Below are 17,383 nucleotides of genomic sequence, written 5' to 3'. Positions count from 1 at the left end.
GCACAAAAGCCGCCCCGAAGAGCGGTTTATTGACAGTATGAAACCATGTATGCTATAATGAAGTTGCTGATATGGAACGGCGAGGTTATTCCCCCGGAATAAGGGGGTGACGCGCATGACAACAATGGAGGTACTTACGCTTCTGATGCTGCTTGCGACGGTTGTCTTCGGTATTTTGAACCTCAAGAAATAACCGCCACCTAAAAAGGCAGCGGCGTTTTCCTCAAGCTCTAAACTTGTTCGGGGAACGACCGCACCTGACACGTGAGAGCCGTTCTTATATCAGTATTATAAACGGACGCTCCGGTTTTGTCAAGTGATGAGACCGGAGCGCTTGTTTGTTGAGAGACATGGTTTTGCACCATATATCCCGTAGGGCGAACAGTGTTCGCCTAAATTACACGTTGTCATTGATTGGTAGGGGGGCGCACACTCCGACTCGCTAAGAGCCGCCTACGGCGGTTGCTCGCTGGACGCCACTGCGGTGGGTGTGCGCGCCCCTAAGGGATAACGTCGCAAATGGCAATATATCGTTACAAACGGTCCGTGCTGGTAGATTTCATCATTGAACGACCGTTCTTTCCTTCGGATTGGGCGCGTGCCTGCCGTGATTGGCGGGTGCAGCTTATGGCTTTACTGCCACACGCGTGCCTGCCCGTCCGGTGGTGGATTCGAACCACCGAAGTCATAGACGACAGATTTACAGTGTGGAGCAAACCCGCAGAATAGCTGACGATTTCGGGGTTGTTCCCTTATTATTCCCTTGTTCTTTAGATAAATATCACTCCGAAGTCGATGCCCTATACAGCAACATCTTTGCCTGAGGAGTAGGAATGGTATATGATGATGTATTATATTTGAACAGTTATGAAAATTTTTACTATCGCCTAAAAACAACCAATACAACCACTGCACTTATCAATACCATGATGTTAAAGTACAGAACATAAGGATATTTTCGGCGTAACCGTCCCCAGGCTCGATGATTTTCTGGGCAGGACTCACATTCTCTTCCTTTGCAAGATGCTGCAATGCTTTGATTCGCAATCTTAGATACTGCGTACATTAACATAAATAATGTGTTAAATGCAATAAATCCAACTATCAATAAATATAGAAGCATATTCTTCACATTCATATTATTTATGTTCGAGAAAGTTTCTGTCAGTAACTTGATCTCAGTTGAGAAACCCAATACTATACCAGAAAAAATACCTAAAATTGCAATAGATTGACCATGGAATCCATTGACACGGTCAAGTAGATCAGTTACATTTTTGTTGCTTTCTTTATTCAACTGTTGAGCTTGTTTTAATGCTTCATCCGCTTTAGCACTTAAAAATGCCACTTTCTCCATTCTAGCCAAACGTAATGCTTCTAACTTAATATGATCATATAACTTTGTCATACCCTTACTAAGGTTAGAATGATCGTCTGATATTCTCGACATCACTCGTTCAAGAACAGCACAGACATTATCGCGCACATCACTCTGAAAGCCCTCTAATTGTTGGGAAATTTCATAATATGAATGCCGAAAAGTACCATCGTTATAGATTTCTTGAAAATCATTGAGTAACTCGTCGGCTTCCTCATCAGATGGCTCAATATAATGTGTCATGCTCTCAATGAGTTCACTTAGTTTCTCAGAATATTCCATATCAGATTAAGAGTCCAATCCAAGAGGATCATTACATGCAAAGAATCGTTTAATTGCATTTTTGCTTATCATCTGTCGTGAAGCAGTATTTTTCCATGGATCCTCTTTGTGTGTCATACTTACTAATTGTCTTGCAGAATACAGTAAGCATTTGTTTAGGACCTTATGCAATAAATTAAATGCTTTACTATCAATCCGCAAAGAATTACCAAATTCATTGGCAGCAGTAACATCGATGTTATTGATAGGATTGCTTAGGTTTACATTATACTCAAAATAAGCTTCAGGAACAACCGGACCATATTGCCAGTTGTATATATCCTCATCAAAAGCAAGGGAATCTAAGCACCTCATAAAATATCCTTGAATATAGTATAAAATTTTCTGCAGCTGCAAGTTTGTAACCGTTCTACCATCATCAGCTGTCGTTGAACAAATATAGTTCGACAACGATAGCACGGGGTATTCTCGTTGCATACATTCCCCTCCTTTCAAATTTATTGTAACATAATTATCAGAAAAAGCAATATTCTTTCTAAATGCCATCCACATATCTACAAGCTCCTTTTTTATGATTTAAGAATACCCTTCAATATATGTCTGATATACCGTATAAATTGACCACAAATGGTCAACTAAGAAAAAATTCCTCCGATTTTTTTCGGAGGAATTACAAATTCAGTACGCCAGCTTCTGCGACGCCCGGCGCTGGTCGTCGGTATTGATGTGCGTATAGATCTCGGTGACCTTAACGGACGAGTGTCCGAGCAGGGTCTGCACGGCGCGCAGCTCGGCGCCGCCCTTGATGAGGTAGGTGGCGTAGGTATGGCGCAGCTTATGCGGCGACAGGCGGCGAATGGGCAGCCCATCGAAAAAGCTGTCGTACTGCCGGCGGAACGAGCCGGGTGTCATGTAACCGCCGCGCTTTGCCGGAACAACGTAGATACTCGTTTTCGGCGCGTCCGCCAGCACCGCGGCAAGCTGGTCACCGTAGGTGACAACGCGCACCCGCTCGTTCTTGGTCACGTCCACGGGCGCAAACTCGCCTTTGGCAACACGGGTGACAACGCGCCGGACGGTGATTGTGCGGTTCTTCCGGTCGATGTCGCGCCAGTGCAGCCCCATGACTTCCTCGCTGCGCAGACCGGCGTACAGCAGAATGGCAATCGCCACACCGAACGGTCGGTCAAGGTGAGAGAGCAGGCAGGCGATTTCGTCCGGCTTGTAGACGGTGATATTCTTGAATGTCGCGTCCGGCTTGACCTTGATACCCTCGCACGGATTGCGGCTGCACAGACCGTTCGCAACCGCGCTTTTCATGATCTGGTCGATGGTGATGAAGATGTGGTGGCGTGCGCTCTTACTGAGGTGCGCGGCGCTGCCCATCAGCCGCTCAATGTCGGCGGGCATGACCTTGTCGAGCGACATTTTGCCGAGCATAGGCAGGATATAGCGGTTGAAATACAGCTCGTAATTGGCGTAGGTGCGGTACTTGACCGACTGCTCTTTGCGTTCCAGCCACTCTGCGCCCCAGCCTCCGACCGACTTCCGCCGGGCCTGCGTCTGTTTACCTTTCTCGAGAAATTCCTCGTAGGCGGCTTTAGCGAGCGCACGAGTGCGCCTGCAGAATGACTTCTGAACATGGCTGCCGTCCGGCATATCGAGCCAGACACGCAGTTCCACACTGCCGTTCGGCTTTTTGCGGAAACTTCCGTTCATAATGATAAAACCCCTTTCTTATCGCATGAAGGTGTGATAAAATAGAGGTACTGATAGGTTTCGCGATTTGTCAGTACCTCATGTCCCGCTCTGGTGTTGGTAGCACCGGGGCGGGATTTTTTGAAAAAATATTTGTTGAATATTTATAGTAACGCCAAAGATGCCAGAAAGCTCCGCAGAACGCTGCGAACCGCTGGTGTCGGTTGGATGAATGATAAAACGTATCAAAAAGTTCAGAAAACGCGAGATTGAAGTTTTTTCACCGTCATTTTGTCAATTTACAGAATTGGTGCCATGCGGTAAGATACCACCTGTAATTACAACTGAGCGCGCTCACCCCGAAATGGGGGACAGCATTGGAGTAACGCATGGCGGGGTATGTTCCCGCCGCTCCTTTCCACCTATGGACGAAAGGACAATGCAATGAGCAAAGAAATTCAGATTTTCGCAAATGACCAGTTCGGCGAGGTTCGCACGCTGACTAAGGACGGCGAACCGTGGTTTGTCGGCAAGGACGTAGCGGACATTCTCGGTTATTCCGATACCGCACAGGCGGTCCGCAAGCACATCGATGACGAAGACAAGGGGGTGGTTGAAATGACAACCCCCGGCGGCAAGCAGAACATGGTTATCATCAACGAGTCCGGCTTGTACAGCCTTATCCTGTCCAGCAAGCTGCCGGCGGCCAGAGCGTTCAAGCGCTGGGTAACGTCCGAAGTGCTGCCTGCAATCCGCAAGCACGGCGAGTACACGGCACCGAAGGTATCGCAGAAGCGGCTCGGCGAGGTCAACAGCGCGGCACGCATTATCCGCCAGACACTCAAGGAGGCCGGTATGGCGCCGCAGTTTGTTGCCGTTGCCATGAAGAGTCTGTACGCGCCGGTCGGTGTGGAGATCCCGCTCGAGGGCGTAACGCTGAACAAGCAACTGTTCGATGCGACCGCGATTGCTAAAAAGGTTGGCGTAATGTCCAGATCGGGCAAACCGCACGCACACGCAATCTCCGCGATCATCGCGCAGGTGGACGTACTGCCCGAGGAAAAAGAGCTTGCGCCGTTCCAGAGCGCCGTCAGCGGCCACGCCGGAACGAACGTGCAGTACACGAAGTCGGTCGTTGCCAAGGTCAGCCTGTGGCTGGAGCGCCACGATTACCCGGAAAGTTTTGAGTACCGGGGCAAGAAGTACACGCTGCGGTATAGTGCGGCAGCATAAATATCCTATCCCTGTTCACGGTTCTACCAGTGAATGGGGATTTTTGTTTTAGCTCGGTCGAAATTCAACCTTGACGACCAGACCCAGAATTTGAACATTAGTCTCTTTCAAATCGTAAACAAACGGCTTGTGTTTGGGATTGGTGGACTGCGGCATGAGGGTTACTATGTTACCACTTCGAGAAAAGCGTTTGAGGGTTGCGTCTTGATCGTCGATAAGGACTGCCGCGATCTCGCCATTTTCAACAATATCCTGTCTACGGATAATAACAATATCACCATCAAAAATACGGGCGGCATTCATGCTGTCACCTCGTACGCGCAGAGCAAAGTATTCTGCGCCGCCGTTAAGGTCGGTAAAAGTGTAGCCCTCGATATTTTCTTCGGCGTAGATCGGCGCTCCTGCAGCGATGCGGCCGAGGATGGGGATGCGCTTTAGGTGAGAGAAGTCAACCGGAACGGCATTGTCGGGAAGTTTGTTTGTTTGTTCCTTGATAGGTGCTTTGCCGGTCAGCGTGTTCATGTCTACATTATAGAAGTCGGCAAAAACTTCAAGGGTTTCCAGATCTGGCTCGCGCTTGCCGGTTTCATACATACCGATCGCACTGCGGGATATTTTCAGGGTGTTTGCAAGCTCCTGCTGGGACAGTCCTTTTCTTTTTCGCAAATAAGTGAGCATATCACTAAGTTGTGCCAAATGGATCGCCTCCTTATGTTGGTATCATAACACGACCCGTGACAAAAGTAAATAGAAAAATGTCACGAAATGTGTTGACAAAGATTGACGAGGTTGTTATAATAACATTGTCACATAAAGTGACACGCAAGGAGGTGACAAAAATGACGATTGCAGAACGGCTTGTGCAGGCAAGAGGTAACATTCCGCGTGATATTGTAGCCAGTGCGGTAGGGATTTCGCTGTCTGCTATCTCGATGTACGAGAATGGACAGCGTGTACCGCGTGACGAGATCAAGGTCAAACTGGCGGATTACTACCACACGACCGTACAGGCTCTTTTTTTTGACACAGATAGTCACGATAAGTGACAAAAGCGAGGTAAGAAACAATGACTGAAAACACGCAAAAATCTATTAAGAAGGCACTTTGTTTTGAAAAAAACGGAGAAACATTTGCAGTTGAGATTAGTATTGCAAATGTTCCTCCGAAGCGCGAGCGAGATACCATAATCAGATGGTTGGATGAGCTCTATGTTAATGCAAAAATGGAGTTATGTTATCATTAAAGGAAGGATAATTTTAGCCATTTCTTCTGGATGTTTAGCCAGTTCTTGCATAATAATTTGCTCCTGATCTTCGGATGTTAAGCCAGGGCGGAGCATTTGCTGCAACAGGGTTGGTTGGGTACAGCAGAAATTGAGAAAATTTTTCATTACTTCCTGTTGTGGATCTGCTTTTTGTCCGAAAAGAGTGGGTACATAATTGGTAAATGCGCACAACTCCAAAAACTGGTTATCAGGCTTATTGGGATTTCGTTGATAGAAACCAAATCTTGAGATGAGCTTTGTTTTCAAATCTTCCATACCACCTGCTTCCAAAGAGTATTCGATATAGCGCAAGTGAGAAATATCGAAAGGAATTGAAGGTGCATTTTGCTCACGGATAAGAATGGTGCGTGGGCTGATGGCATGGCGTATACCGAGTTCATAAAATACATTTGGATTAGGATATGTGATGTCAGCAATAACATATTTGGAGTGCATCAACTTCATGAAAATATCATTGCTCATTGAACCGGGATTCAGTTCTTCATCTGCTCGGATGACTTCAAGCGTGGGGTCGGCAGCTTGGATAGCCTGCTTGATAATGTAGTCGTATCGTTTACGCAGATCATTTTCGGAAACAGTTACACCATTGTAAATTTGTGTACCGATTGGCATAACAACAAAGCAAGAATTTGTCATAATAAGACCTCCTTTGTCAATATTATAGCAAATGCTGGATTAGGGTACAAGCGTAAAAGTGAGGTGAAAACCAATGATTTTCCCAATTACCGCTTTATGCGTATCGTCGTTCGCCTTAGGCTGGACTGTACGCAGCTGCGTATATCAGTTCCTGCGCTGGCGTGCCTTAGACAATCTGGCAAAGGCCGTACGACGAGCGCTCGATGACAGCAATTCGGAGGAGAACCGATAAAATGGCAGAACAGAAACAAATACTGCGCATTTCGTCCACGGATAATATTCGCTACTCGGTGCTGCAGTTGCTGCATGAATGCCTTGCGGCGGCAGCAAGAAAGGGCGATGCCCAATCAGCTATTGCGCTGTCAAAATACATTTTCAAGGAATTTGATGAGCGAGATATGCTGCTTTATGTAGAAACGACGCAATACGAGCTGGAAACAAGAAAGCATGTACGAGAACCCATCAAGAAGGGTGGTGATGCTTCATGATTTACCTCCCGTCGGGCATTGCTTTTTGGGAGCTGCTCATTCTGGTGCAGATCCACCTGTTGAAGAACAGGCTGTTCCATCAGCGTATCGACATGTTCTGTGCGGTATTTTACATCAGTTTGGCTGCTCTGATCTGCATTGCACGGATGACAGCTAAGTTTATCACATAAGAGAGGAGAATTCACATGACGGACAAGCGTGAAACCTACACCGCAAAAGAATGCGCACAACGTCTGGGCATGAACCCTAACTCGCTGCGCAACCTGATCCGCACCAAGCAGGTGCCGTTTGGCATCGCGTACCGTCAGCCGAGCGGGCGTATGCACTTTATCATTCCCAAGGCCGCGTTCGAGAAGTTCATGGCCGAGGGTGTCAGCACGGAATGAAAAGGAGATGAAACCCTATGTCTAACAACAATTTCGCAGAAACTCTCGCCTCGGTCGCATCCGAGTTCGACAGTCCGCACCGCAAGCCGCGGCCGAGCAAGCGCCCGTACTTCCGCTGGACAGATGAACAGCTCGAGCAGTTGGCAACGCTGCGCGACGAGGGCAAGTCCGCGAACGAGATCGCGGAGGCGCTGGGCGTATCCCGCGATAAGGTCATCACCAAGCTGGCCGCCATGGCAGCACGGCAGCGGACCGGCAGCAAGACGCCGGAGCCGAGTACCGAACCGGTACCCGAGGTCGAAGCAGAGCCGGAGCAGGAAGCTGAAACCGAGCCGTCCGTCGAGGCCGAGCCGGAACCAGCAAAAGAGCCGGTCGATGTTGACCGCATGATCTTCACGGCGTTTGACGCTGTGGTCGGTCGGGTGGACGACTTCAACAAGATGGCTGTCTGCTGGCGCAAGGCTTTGTCGGTCATCGAGCAGGAAATCCGCAAGCTGTCGTACATCATCGAGCAGCACCCCGACGCCGATGTGTCGGTCTGCGAGATCGCGGCTGTTATCGCCTACGACGAAGTGCGCGCATGAAAAACGCCGCTGTCAGGACGGCAATCCCGATCAGCGGCAGGTAAAAGTATTCAACCACATAATAGCATGAAGTTAGGAGATTTTCAATGGTAAAGATTATCTGTACGGAAAAAAATGGCGTGAACAAGACCGAAGTCGAGCTGTCCGGCGAGATGGACTTCATCACCGCCCAGATCAGCTACGCGATTGCAAGCATGTACACCGAGATCCGCAAGCAGGACAAGAACGTCGGTGAAGCGTTTCGCGTGTCTATGACCCGCGCCATCGCAAGCAAGGATTCGCCCGTCTGGAAGCGCACGACTTACGATGACGCGACCTGCCGTGCAGCACTCGTCCGCAAGGGCGCGAAGCTGACCGGCGACGACATTGCCGACCTGCTGCGCCGCGGCACGCCGAAGGACATCATCAAGAGCCTGCTGGAGGAGATGGAAGCATGAACATCCTTCTGAAATCCTTGGATTTGGTGCACTTCAAGTGCTTCAACGTCCTGCACCTCGACTTTCACGAGGGCGTGAACAACATCTATGGCGAGAACGCCGCAGGCAAAACCAGCGTTTACGACGCGCTGACGTGGCTGCTTTTCGACAAGGACAGCGCAGGCCACAGCCGCCCGGCCATCAAGCCGACTGGTGCACCGGCAGGCACGATGCCCGAGGTCACCGCCATTCTGGAGGTGGACGGCGAGCCAATCAAGCTGCGCAAGGTGCTCCGCGAGAAGTGGGAGAAGCCACGCGGTTCGTCCATCGAGCGCTACGCCGGTGACACCCGTGACTATTACATCGACGATGTGCCGCTTGCCGAAAACGCATACAAGCGCCGCATTGCAGAGCTGATCGACGAGAGACAGTTTAAGTTGCTCACCGATGTCTGGGCGGTAACGAAAGGAATGCACTGGAAAGACCGCCGCACGCTGCTCGCTGAGATCTGCGGTCTGCCGGAGGACAAGCAGCTGCTCGCGACTGCACCGCAGTTTGCCGAGTTGACCGAGAAAGTCGGCCGCCGGACAGTGGATGAATACAAGTCCGTGCTGATGAAGCAGCGCAAGGACATGAACGCAAACCTGAACACGCTGCCGGTCCGCGTGGATGAATGCAGCCGCATGGTAGCGGAGCTGGAAAGTCTTGACTTCGCGGCAGCGCACAGCGAAAGCGACCGTTTGCAGGCCGAGCGCGAGCGGGTGCAGGGCGAGCTTGTGAAGCTCACGAACAACACCCTTGCCGCACAGGCACGCAACGAGCTGGGCGCACTGCAAAATCAGCTCCGTGAGCTGGAAACCGAAAACAACGCCCATCTTGCCAGTCAGCGCGTGCCGGTCGAGGACAAGACCGACGAGCTGCGCCGTGCGCTTTCCGAACGTAAGCAGGACGTTGATCGCTTTCAGAGAACCATTGACCATGAAAAGCGGTACATCGCGGACGGCGAAACCCGCCTAAACGATTACCGTGCCCGCTGGCGTGCGATTGACATGGAAGAGTTCACGGAAACCGTCTGCCCGACCTGCCATCAGCCGCTGCCGGCAGAGCAGGTTGCAGAGGCGCGCGAAGCCTTTGCCGCCTATCAGCAGCAGCGTAAGGGCGCACTCCTTGAGGACAGCAAGCTGGTCAAGCAGGGCATTGCCGCCGCGCAGGAGCGCCTTGCGAATGCGGAAACGGCGCTGAAATCCGCACAGGACGAGGTGCAGAAAGCGCAGATTGCCCTTGACGGATATACGCCGCCGGTCATCACAGAACCGGAGAACCTGCCGGACTACGACCGCCGCAGGAACGCCATCCAGATGCTCATCACGGATACGGAAAAGCGGCTCGACCGATTGAACAGCGACACCGCTGCGGAAAAGACCCGTCTGGAAACCGAGCACGCCGAGCTGACGCGCCGCAAGCTGGAAAGCGATGCCGTTCTTGCCAAGGAGCAGACACTCGCGGACACGAAAAAGCGCATTGCCGAGTTGCAGACCGAGCAGCGCAAAGCCGCCGCCAAGGTCGAGCAGATGGACAGGCTCATTGCCATGTGCGAGGAGTTTACACGCTACCGCGTGCAGGCTATCACCGAGAGCGTCAACAGCAAGTTCCGTCTGACACGCTGGCGACTGTTCACTGAGCAGGTCAACGGCGGTCTGGCAGACTGCTGTGAGCCGATGGACAGGAACGGCTCGACGTTCGAGGGCACGAACAACGCCATGCAAATCAACATTGGCATGGACATTATCGACACGCTTTCCGCACATTTTGACCGCCGTGTACCGCTTTTCGTGGACAACGCCGAGAGTGTTACACATTTGCAGCCTATCGGCTCGCAGGTCGTGCGGCTGGTGGTTTCGGAGCAGGATAAGGAGTTGAGAATCGAATGAGCCTGAAAGCAAAACGCAAGGTCGTGAGCAGCATTCCGCTGATGGACGGCGGCACCTACATAGGTGTTTGCGTTGCGGTCGTTGACCTCGGTCAGCAGTACAAGCAGTTCGAGAAGCAGAAGCAGGGCAAGTACGCCGAGGAATGTATGTTCATCTTCGAGATACCGGATGAGCGTGTCGAGGTGGACGGCGAGGACAAGCCGCGCTGGCTGTCGTCCCGCCGGTTTACGGTGTCGCTGCATGAGCGTGCGGCGCTATTCCAGATGCTGACCGCATGGCGCGGTAAGGCGCTGACCGATGCGGAGCTGGATCCGGCCGGTGATGGCTTTGATCTGATGCAGATGGCAGGCGTACCGGCCATGCTCAGCGTGACCGTCGTTGAAAAGGATGACGGTAGCAAGTACAACCGCATCGAGGCGGTCACCGGTTTCCCTAAAGGCCTTCCGGCACCGCAGCCGGAGAGTGAAATCCTCGTATTTGATGCGGATGAGCCGGACATGGAAGTGTTCGGCAAACTGCCCGAGTGGGTGCAGGACATCATCCGCAAGTCTACGCAGTTCGCGGACAACGCACCCGAGGAAAAGGTCGATATTCCGCCCGAAGAACCGGAAACGCCGCCTGACAGCAAAGGAGCGTGCCCGATTTGACGTTTACATCACTGGCGAGCAGCTCTCGCGGCAACGCCTACGTTGTGTCGGACGGTGAAACGACTCTGCTGCTGGAGTGCGGACTGACGTTCAAGGAGCTGCAAAAGCGGCTCGGCTACGGCGTGGCGGGCATTACCGCGTGTCTGGTCAGCCATGAGCACCAGGACCACGCCAAAGCCGCCGCACAGCTGCTGAAAGGCGGCGTTCCGATCTATATGAGCGAGGGCACAGCCGCCGCCCACAAGGACGCAATGGACGCGGCGCATCTCATCAAGGCAGGCGAGGTTCTGCGGTTCGGACACCTGACGGTCGTTCCGTTCCGTACGTTCCACAACACGGACGAGCCGCTCGGCTTCCTCATCGAGGACGGCCGCACTAAGGAACGCCTGCTCTGGGCGGTGGACACCGCGAATCTGGGCGTCACCGCCGATAAGCTGACCTACATCGCGGTTGAATGCAACTACGAGGAGCGCCTGCTGAACCGCAGCGACCGGATTCCCTCGGTGCTGAAAGACCGCATCCGGCACAGCCATTTCGAGGTAAATGACGTTATCAAGTGGCTGCACAAGCAGGATCTCAGCGGCGTGCTCACCATCTGGCTGCTGCACCTGTCCGCCGGCAACAGCAGGGCAGAGGCATGGCAGCGGCGGTTTGAACGGGAGTTCCGGGGATTGAGATTCGGATTTGTCCGGAATAAGAGGAGAATTTCATGAAGATTACATTTGACGTAGACCCGCGCACTGCATCGGCGCTGCTGAAATACGCTGCTCGTTGGAGCATGACACCTGGCGAGATCATAGACGGTCTGATGAGATTCTACAAACGTGAGATGAAGGAGAGGTACAACCATGAGTAACTTTAATAACACCGGCGAAGTTAAGGAGATCAGCATTCTGGACATGATGAACGGCGCGATCGGTGAGCGCACGGCCTACGAGCTGACGCGCATCATGAAAAACTGCCGCGACTTCAACACTGAGGCGAAAAAGGCGCGGACGCTGACCATCAAGCTGTCCATCGTGCCGACCGAGAACCGCGACAGCGTGGCTGTCCGTGCGGAGGTGAGCAGCAAGCTGATTCCGGTCAAGCCGATCGACGGCGCACTGCTGCTCGGTGGCACGGACGCAGAACCCATCGTTATGGAGTACACGCCGCAGGTGCCCGGTCAGCAGTCGTTCGACCCGTCCGTTGACACCGAACCCAAGGTCGTCAAGCTGGCGTAAATCAATAGGAGGATATTCAAAATGATCAAGGAAGCACTGGAATATATCGTAAACCTTTCGGCTCCGCATCTGGAGTTCCGCAACGGCAGCCACTATGCAGACCGCACGCTGCACCGCATTCCGAACGAGCTGACGGCATCGCCGCTGGCGGTACATACGCTTTCGGCGGTGCGCGACTACATCGAGAGCGGCACGGATGAGTGCGCTGAGGACGAGGACAGCCTCAGCCGCCGCTTTGTTATCCACGTTGCGGATTACGACAGCGTGCACCTGTACCGCGAGCTGAACAGCGACAAGGCGCGTGAGTGCTTGCTGGAAGCCGAGCTGTCCGCACCAACGTTCCCGTTTGGCCGCTGGCTGGGCGTGGAGGAGTTCATCATCAATATGCAGACGCATTTCGTGCCGACCGAAGTCCGCGACACGTTGGTGCAGCTCATCAGCACGGTAACGACCGAGAACGGCGTATCGCTGGCGGATGACGGCATGACGCAGCGCGTGACGGCCCGCAGCGGTATTTCTCTTGTGAAGCAGGTGAGCGTGCCGAACCCGGTTGTACTGGCGCCGTACCGTACCTTTACCGAGGTTGAGCAGCCGAAAAGTCCGTTCGTGTTCCGTATTCGCCAGACCGGCGATGAGGTGCAGGCGGCGCTCTTTGCGGCTGATGCGGATGCATGGAGCGTGAGGCTATCGCAAATATCCGCGACTGGTTCGAGCAGCACATTCCGCAGGAGCTCCGCGAGGACGTTATCATTCTGGCGTAAGCAGGCAAGGCACAGGGCGGCAACCCCGCCCTTCCTGCCCTGAAAACCGGAGGTGATACTACGGGCAGACCGACCAAGAACGGGCTGGATTATTTCCGTCACGATATTGGATTGATGAGCGACCCGAAGCTGATTACCGCACGGCGCAAATACGGCGCGGCGGCGATCGTGGTGTATTTACAGCTGCTGGTGATGGCGTACCGCGACAAAGGCTATTATTTAGCCTACGGCGATAGCGACCGTGACGGCGTGATCTGGTCCATTAAAAGCGAAGTATTGTCCGGACGCTATGAGCCGGACGCAGAAAAAATTGCAGAGATGATAGATTGTCTGGCGGCGCACGGGCTTTTCGACGGCGACCTATTCCAGCAGGGCATTATCACCTCGCACAGAATCCAGGAGCACTACTACTTTGCGACTGCCGGACGAACCAATCCGGAGGTGAAGTGGGAACTGTGGCTTCTGACCGAGCAGGAAATGCGGGAGATCAGCTCTCGCAGTGTTTTGCTGCAAAAATTCGTTTCCCGCGAGGAAAACCCCGGTTTCACAAGCGAGAAACCCCAGTTTCCCTCTGACGAAAGTACACATAGTAAAGTAAAAGAAAAAGATAGGAATATAGATAGTAATTCTACTCTACTACACAGCGACGTGGAGGAAATTTTAGGAGAACGGCTGAACAAGGCGAACCGCTCTGCTATCGCCAAGATGAGGTCATTAGGAATGACCGATGAGGTGATAACGGCTACTGCGCATTATGCAGTCGGCCACGCCAAGAGCGACAGCCGCGGTTATGTGCCGTACTTTATGACCGTACTGCGTGAGCGGCTGAAAAACGGCGTGCTGACGGCAGCGAACCTGTCCAGGCCGAAAGAGCAGAGCAGACCAAAGCAGGAGGACTCGAGCGGCTATCTCAGCCCGGCGAACATCGGCGGTACTGACCGAGGGCAGGACGATTCGCAGCTTTCGGACTGGGAGCGGGAATGGAAAAATCGGGTTATGAACCGCAGTAAGGAGAACAGTAATGACGATTAAAGAATATCAGCGCAAGGCCATGCGTACAGCGACGCCGAAGTGCTATAACACGGCAAATGCCGCTCTCGGCCTGACCGGCGAGGCTGGCGAGGTAGCCGATGAAGTCAAGAAGTGTATGTATCAGGGACATCCGTGGCAGCCGTCCAAAATTATCGAAGAGCTGGGCGACGTGCTGTGGTATGTGACTTTGATGGCTGAACTGATGAACGTACCGTTGGAGTACATCATGCAGGCAAACATCGAGAAGCTGGAACGGCGGTATCCGGATGGTTTTTCGCCGGCGGCGAGCGTGAATCGGGAGGAGAACAATGGCAAAATGTAAATTCTGCGGACAGGGCGTGCGGACTGCACCCGAGTTCCATCTGGCCTGCTGGGAGCAGCGGGCAAACAAGGTGATGGAGGGGTTCTGCGACGAGTATTGCAGATTTCCGCGAGAAATCAAGGACCATGACAATCTTATCGAGCATTGTTCGGAGTGCGTGGCCGCAGAGCTGCTGCGAATGGGAGGTAATGAGGTATGATGCTGGAACTGACAGGTAAGGACATTCTCGCCCTGACCAACGAGAGCAAGCGCAAGGCCGTCCTGGCCGACTGGCAGAACTGGGGTATCTGGCACAAGGCGCCCGAGATCGGGCTTAACGTGTACCGGCTCGACCTGCCGGACGGCAGCTTTTTCACCGCCAGCTGGTACGAGGGCGACGACTTCTTTCCCGGCGGCGGTACGCATAATGTCAACTGTCCGCGCTTCAATCTCTGCGACAAGGGCGGCAAGCTGAAAGCTGGGAGCAAGGCCGAGAGCCTGCTGACGGACAAGCTCAAGGAGCTGCGGAAGGAGCTGATGAGAGATGGCAACGCCTGAATGTTATTACTGCAAAGCAAAGGAACACTGCATTGCCGCGGCTCAGCCGGGGTCGGTTTTGTGCATGGTAAACCGCATGAGATACGGCGGTACACACGCGGATGATGTCCCGCCGAGAACAGAAGCGGTGTATTGCCAGTTTTGCGGACAGCCGTTAAAGGTAATCGGTCAGAAACGGTTTTGCAATAATACTCGTTGCCTGAACCGCTATAACGATGTCTGATAGGAGGATAAGCATGAATACAAAAGAACTTATCGAAGCCCTCGGACAGCTGAAAGTGCAGACCGGCTCTCTGGCCTGCCTCGGCTGCGGGCATGATCACAACTGCGGTTTGCATGGCTGCGCCTGATCCGCGAGGCAGTGACCCAGCTGATCGAACAGAACGGCTGGATCAACCCAAAGGAGCGCCTGCCGGAGCGCGGTGTGCCGGTGTTGACGTACAACAAGTGGGGACGTGCAAGAGTGGAAACGCTGCGTACCTGGGATGAGCAGCCGTATTTTGTCGGCGGGCTGAAAGCCGGAACCGATGTGCTGTTCTGGCGGCCGTTGCCGCAGTTGCCGGAGGTGCAGGAATGACAATCACTGATTTGCTGGTCAATCTGGACTGTATCCTGTGGCTGGTGCTGTTCTTCCTTGTGCTGCATCGGGTCCACTTCTGGGACGGGAAATTCAGCGAGTTACATGAGGAACTGCTGAGAACAATCCGAGAGGAGGACAAGAAATGAACGATTTCAGTGGCCCGGTAGATAAGAAAACAGCGAAAACCCTGCTGAAACTATGCAGGAAGACCATTCCGGTTATGACACTGCTGGACGCATACACCATTCAGGCTATCCTGCACGGAGCAGAACGGCGTGCCAAAGAGAGGGAGGACACCCATGACGATTAACCAGGTAATCCGCATCCTCGACCCGGCCACGACAGCCGAGGAGCTGGCAACGATCGAATACTACGGTGGTCTGCACGGCCGTGAAAAGATGGTAGCCGCCTGCGACGAAGCCTGCCGCGTAGCGGTTGGCATCATGCGGAAATATCAGGAGGCGCACAAGAATATTGACTAAATACAGCGATAAGGTTCGGCGCTATCTCGTGTGGCGCTACGGCATTACGGACAGGGAGGGGAAGCATTGAACAATCGTGAGGACTGGTGGGAGTACACAAAGCGCATCATCCGTTCGTATCCGGCGCTCGCGCGCAAGGCGGAGAGCGTGGGTGACATGCCCTGCACACCGGCCTACGGCGCGTCCGGCGGTCACAGCAGCGGCGGTAGTCCGGTTGAGCGTGCGGTCGTTGACCGCCTGACTGATAAAGAACAGCGACGGTATGATGCGGTGCGGGCTGCCATCTCGGGAACTGAGCGCATGAAGCACGGACACCAGCGCATGGAGCTGATCGACCGCGTGTACTGGAAGCGCAGCCATACGCTGTATGGTGCGGCGATGTGCGTGCCGGTGAGCGAGAGGACGGCGCATACATGGAATGCGGAGTTTATTCGGCTGGTCGAAAAATATTTAGACCTTCCGTGAAAATTTGCCTAACGTGCACCTAAATCTGTGTTTTAATAGTATCGTGAAGTTGACAGGGGTGAAACGCAGACCCTGTTCCTCTTGCTTCATGTACTATCACCTAGAAAGAGCACTCTTGTATGAAAGGGTGCTTTTTCATTGCAGATTATGACTTATTACGCTATAATAAAATAAATACAGTATGTAGGGTGATAGCATGAACGAAGAAAAGAAAACGTGTTTTGTCATTATGCCGATTAGTGATCCGTCAGGGTACGAAGAAGGACCTTTTCTGAAAGTTTATCAAGATGTATTCAGTCCGGCGATTGAAGCAGCTGGATATATACCACATCGAGTAGATGAAGACAGTAAAAGCAGCTTGATTCAGACGAAAATAATTAAAAATCTACTTGAAGCGCCAATGGCGATTTGCGATTTGAGCACGCGCAATCCGAATGTCCTTTTTGAATTGGGTATTCGCCAAGCCTTTAATAAGCCGGTCGTTATAGTTCAACAGGAGGGTACAGAAAGGATTTTTGATGTTGGTTGCATATCTTGCATCGATTATGATTCACAAATGGGGTATCGTGGTGTCGTAAAGGCGCGAGAGCAAATAAAAACGGCAATTAAAGCTACTGAAGGAAACAACGTTAATTCTATAATTAATGAGTTGAATATTAAACCTGCAAATATAACCGATACATCACTCTCTGATACATCGGTTAGCGATGATAAGCGTAATCAGCTATTATTATATATGCTGTTGAATAAAGTAGATCAAATGAATGAAGATTTGCAGAAAATAAAATCAGCATATAATGCAAACCAAAGGAATGCATCGCGACAAACATTATCGAGATCGCTACCAAAAGAACAGTTGGAGACATTGGCTTATATCGAAGCAAGAAATCGACTCTATCAGGAAAAGAACGATAAGAAAATAGATGAAGAAAAAACACTTGGAGAGCAATTGGCTGAACTCAACAAGAAGAAATAGAAAGAGACCGCTTTAACAGTTGTTAGGGCGGTTTTCTTTTA

Annotated in this window: 29 protein-coding genes; 24 read left to right on the top strand and 5 right to left on the bottom strand. The window is 52.3% G+C overall.

Translation table 11 applies throughout. The features are described 5' to 3' along the window. Positions 1 to 880: 880 nt before the first annotated feature. From DXB00_RS10695 to DXB00_RS10685, 3 genes are all read right to left on the bottom strand, one after another. Complete coding sequence (locus DXB00_RS10695; RefSeq protein ID WP_118729322.1) at positions 881 to 1,660, bottom strand: hypothetical protein; 780 nt, start codon at positions 1,658 to 1,660, stop codon at positions 881 to 883. Between the two features lie 6 nt (positions 1,661 to 1,666). Then, positions 1,667 to 2,212 (bottom strand): Panacea domain-containing protein, encoded by a 546-nt coding sequence (locus tag DXB00_RS10690; protein WP_118729321.1) that lies wholly within the window; start codon positions 2,210 to 2,212, stop codon positions 1,667 to 1,669. Positions 2,213 to 2,338: 126 nt separating this feature from the next. Further along, entirely contained in the window at positions 2,339 to 3,379 is a 1,041-nt protein-coding gene (locus DXB00_RS10685; RefSeq protein ID WP_118729320.1) for a tyrosine-type recombinase/integrase, read from the bottom strand. Between the two features lie 423 nt (positions 3,380 to 3,802). On the opposite strand from DXB00_RS10685, the gene DXB00_RS10680 reads away from it, so the two are divergent. After that, positions 3,803 to 4,591, top strand: a complete 789-nt coding sequence (locus tag DXB00_RS10680) for a BRO-N domain-containing protein (RefSeq protein WP_118729419.1) — start codon at positions 3,803 to 3,805, stop codon at positions 4,589 to 4,591. 48 nt (positions 4,592 to 4,639) lie between these two features. On the opposite strand, the gene DXB00_RS10675 is transcribed toward DXB00_RS10680, so the two are convergent. Next, on the bottom strand, positions 4,640 to 5,287 hold the full coding sequence (locus DXB00_RS10675; protein WP_147358074.1) for a LexA family protein: 648 nt from the start codon (positions 5,285 to 5,287) through the stop codon (positions 4,640 to 4,642). 143 nt (positions 5,288 to 5,430) lie between these two features. Between DXB00_RS10675 and DXB00_RS10670 the strand changes: the two genes are divergently transcribed. After that, the gene (locus DXB00_RS10670; protein ID WP_117490524.1) at positions 5,431 to 5,637 is read left to right on the top strand and encodes a helix-turn-helix domain-containing protein; all 207 of its coding nucleotides are present in this window, start codon (positions 5,431 to 5,433) and stop codon (positions 5,635 to 5,637) included. Between the two features lie 182 nt (positions 5,638 to 5,819). Here the strand turns inward: DXB00_RS10670 and DXB00_RS10665 are convergent, their stop codons facing one another. Continuing rightward, positions 5,820 to 6,512 (bottom strand): hypothetical protein, encoded by a 693-nt coding sequence (locus DXB00_RS10665; RefSeq protein ID WP_118729318.1) that lies wholly within the window; start codon positions 6,510 to 6,512, stop codon positions 5,820 to 5,822. A gap of 73 nt (positions 6,513 to 6,585) precedes the next feature. On the opposite strand from DXB00_RS10665, the gene DXB00_RS16425 reads away from it, so the two are divergent. From DXB00_RS16425 to DXB00_RS10575, 22 genes are all read left to right on the top strand, one after another. Beyond that, on the top strand, positions 6,586 to 6,744 hold the full coding sequence (locus DXB00_RS16425; RefSeq protein WP_158581305.1) for a hypothetical protein: 159 nt from the start codon (positions 6,586 to 6,588) through the stop codon (positions 6,742 to 6,744). A 1-nt stretch (position 6,745) separates the two neighbouring features. Then, a complete protein-coding gene (locus DXB00_RS10660; RefSeq protein ID WP_118729317.1) occupies positions 6,746 to 7,000 on the top strand; it encodes a hypothetical protein in 255 nt (84 codons plus the stop codon). Then, positions 6,997 to 7,170, top strand: coding sequence for a hypothetical protein (locus DXB00_RS16420; RefSeq protein WP_158578299.1), 174 nt, complete (start codon positions 6,997 to 6,999; stop codon positions 7,168 to 7,170). The genes DXB00_RS10660 and DXB00_RS16420 overlap by 4 nt, the downstream gene beginning before the upstream one ends. Before the next feature lie 15 nt (positions 7,171 to 7,185). Continuing rightward, on the top strand, positions 7,186 to 7,386 hold the full coding sequence (locus DXB00_RS10655; protein WP_118729316.1) for a helix-turn-helix domain-containing protein: 201 nt from the start codon (positions 7,186 to 7,188) through the stop codon (positions 7,384 to 7,386). A gap of 17 nt (positions 7,387 to 7,403) precedes the next feature. Then, positions 7,404 to 7,970 carry a GcrA family cell cycle regulator gene (locus DXB00_RS10650; RefSeq protein WP_118729315.1) on the top strand — a complete coding sequence of 189 codons (567 nt, stop codon included), beginning with the start codon at positions 7,404 to 7,406 and terminating at the stop codon, positions 7,968 to 7,970. 86 nt (positions 7,971 to 8,056) lie between these two features. Then, on the top strand, positions 8,057 to 8,407 hold the full coding sequence (locus DXB00_RS10645) for a hypothetical protein (RefSeq protein ID WP_118729314.1): 351 nt from the start codon (positions 8,057 to 8,059) through the stop codon (positions 8,405 to 8,407). After that, the gene (locus DXB00_RS10640; protein ID WP_119214882.1) at positions 8,404 to 10,317 is read left to right on the top strand and encodes an AAA family ATPase; all 1,914 of its coding nucleotides are present in this window, start codon (positions 8,404 to 8,406) and stop codon (positions 10,315 to 10,317) included. Before DXB00_RS10645 ends, DXB00_RS10640 begins: the two co-directional genes overlap by 4 nt. After that, positions 10,314 to 10,964, top strand: coding sequence for a phage replication initiation protein, NGO0469 family (locus DXB00_RS10635; protein ID WP_118729312.1), 651 nt, complete (start codon positions 10,314 to 10,316; stop codon positions 10,962 to 10,964). Before DXB00_RS10640 ends, DXB00_RS10635 begins: the two co-directional genes overlap by 4 nt. Continuing rightward, the gene (locus tag DXB00_RS10630; RefSeq protein ID WP_158581304.1) at positions 10,961 to 11,677 is read left to right on the top strand and encodes an MBL fold metallo-hydrolase; all 717 of its coding nucleotides are present in this window, start codon (positions 10,961 to 10,963) and stop codon (positions 11,675 to 11,677) included. Before DXB00_RS10635 ends, DXB00_RS10630 begins: the two co-directional genes overlap by 4 nt. Further along, entirely contained in the window at positions 11,674 to 11,820 is a 147-nt protein-coding gene (locus tag DXB00_RS16415) for a hypothetical protein (RefSeq protein ID WP_158578297.1), read from the top strand. The genes DXB00_RS10630 and DXB00_RS16415 overlap by 4 nt, the downstream gene beginning before the upstream one ends. Further along, positions 11,813 to 12,187, top strand: a complete 375-nt coding sequence (locus DXB00_RS10625; protein ID WP_118729310.1) for a hypothetical protein — start codon at positions 11,813 to 11,815, stop codon at positions 12,185 to 12,187. The genes DXB00_RS16415 and DXB00_RS10625 overlap by 8 nt, the downstream gene beginning before the upstream one ends. 21 nt (positions 12,188 to 12,208) lie before the next feature. After that, entirely contained in the window at positions 12,209 to 12,991 is a 783-nt protein-coding gene (locus tag DXB00_RS10620) for a hypothetical protein (RefSeq protein ID WP_119214880.1), read from the top strand. Beyond that, positions 12,988 to 13,980 (top strand): DUF4373 domain-containing protein, encoded by a 993-nt coding sequence (locus tag DXB00_RS10615; RefSeq protein ID WP_308751199.1) that lies wholly within the window; start codon positions 12,988 to 12,990, stop codon positions 13,978 to 13,980. Before DXB00_RS10620 ends, DXB00_RS10615 begins: the two co-directional genes overlap by 4 nt. Beyond that, the gene (locus DXB00_RS10610) at positions 13,970 to 14,302 is read left to right on the top strand and encodes a nucleoside triphosphate pyrophosphohydrolase family protein (protein WP_117490506.1); all 333 of its coding nucleotides are present in this window, start codon (positions 13,970 to 13,972) and stop codon (positions 14,300 to 14,302) included. Before DXB00_RS10615 ends, DXB00_RS10610 begins: the two co-directional genes overlap by 11 nt. Beyond that, positions 14,289 to 14,501: a hypothetical protein gene (locus tag DXB00_RS10605; protein WP_118729307.1), complete on the top strand. Its 213-nt coding sequence runs from the start codon at positions 14,289 to 14,291 to the stop codon at positions 14,499 to 14,501. The genes DXB00_RS10610 and DXB00_RS10605 overlap by 14 nt, the downstream gene beginning before the upstream one ends. Next, positions 14,498 to 14,839 carry a hypothetical protein gene (locus DXB00_RS10600; RefSeq protein ID WP_118729306.1) on the top strand — a complete coding sequence of 114 codons (342 nt, stop codon included), beginning with the start codon at positions 14,498 to 14,500 and terminating at the stop codon, positions 14,837 to 14,839. The genes DXB00_RS10605 and DXB00_RS10600 overlap by 4 nt, the downstream gene beginning before the upstream one ends. Positions 14,840 to 15,200: 361 nt before the next feature. Then, positions 15,201 to 15,416 carry a DUF551 domain-containing protein gene (locus DXB00_RS10590; RefSeq protein WP_119214879.1) on the top strand — a complete coding sequence of 72 codons (216 nt, stop codon included), beginning with the start codon at positions 15,201 to 15,203 and terminating at the stop codon, positions 15,414 to 15,416. Next, on the top strand, positions 15,413 to 15,565 hold the full coding sequence (locus DXB00_RS16410; protein ID WP_158578296.1) for a hypothetical protein: 153 nt from the start codon (positions 15,413 to 15,415) through the stop codon (positions 15,563 to 15,565). Before DXB00_RS10590 ends, DXB00_RS16410 begins: the two co-directional genes overlap by 4 nt. Continuing rightward, positions 15,562 to 15,729 carry a hypothetical protein gene (locus tag DXB00_RS16405; protein ID WP_158578295.1) on the top strand — a complete coding sequence of 56 codons (168 nt, stop codon included), beginning with the start codon at positions 15,562 to 15,564 and terminating at the stop codon, positions 15,727 to 15,729. The genes DXB00_RS16410 and DXB00_RS16405 overlap by 4 nt, the downstream gene beginning before the upstream one ends. Then, on the top strand, positions 15,719 to 15,901 hold the full coding sequence (locus DXB00_RS10585) for a hypothetical protein (protein ID WP_118729303.1): 183 nt from the start codon (positions 15,719 to 15,721) through the stop codon (positions 15,899 to 15,901). Before DXB00_RS16405 ends, DXB00_RS10585 begins: the two co-directional genes overlap by 11 nt. 66 nt (positions 15,902 to 15,967) lie before the next feature. Beyond that, on the top strand, positions 15,968 to 16,366 hold the full coding sequence (locus DXB00_RS10580) for a hypothetical protein (RefSeq protein ID WP_118729302.1): 399 nt from the start codon (positions 15,968 to 15,970) through the stop codon (positions 16,364 to 16,366). 196 nt (positions 16,367 to 16,562) lie between these two features. Next, positions 16,563 to 17,342 (top strand): hypothetical protein, encoded by a 780-nt coding sequence (locus DXB00_RS10575; RefSeq protein WP_119214878.1) that lies wholly within the window; start codon positions 16,563 to 16,565, stop codon positions 17,340 to 17,342. Positions 17,343 to 17,383 lie beyond the last annotated feature (41 nt).

This window comes from Butyricicoccus sp. OF10-2 (assembly GCF_003481925.1).
GTDB lineage: Bacteria > Bacillota > Clostridia > Oscillospirales > Butyricicoccaceae > Agathobaculum > Agathobaculum butyriciproducens.
This window is presented reverse-complemented; position numbering and strand designations above follow the sequence as displayed.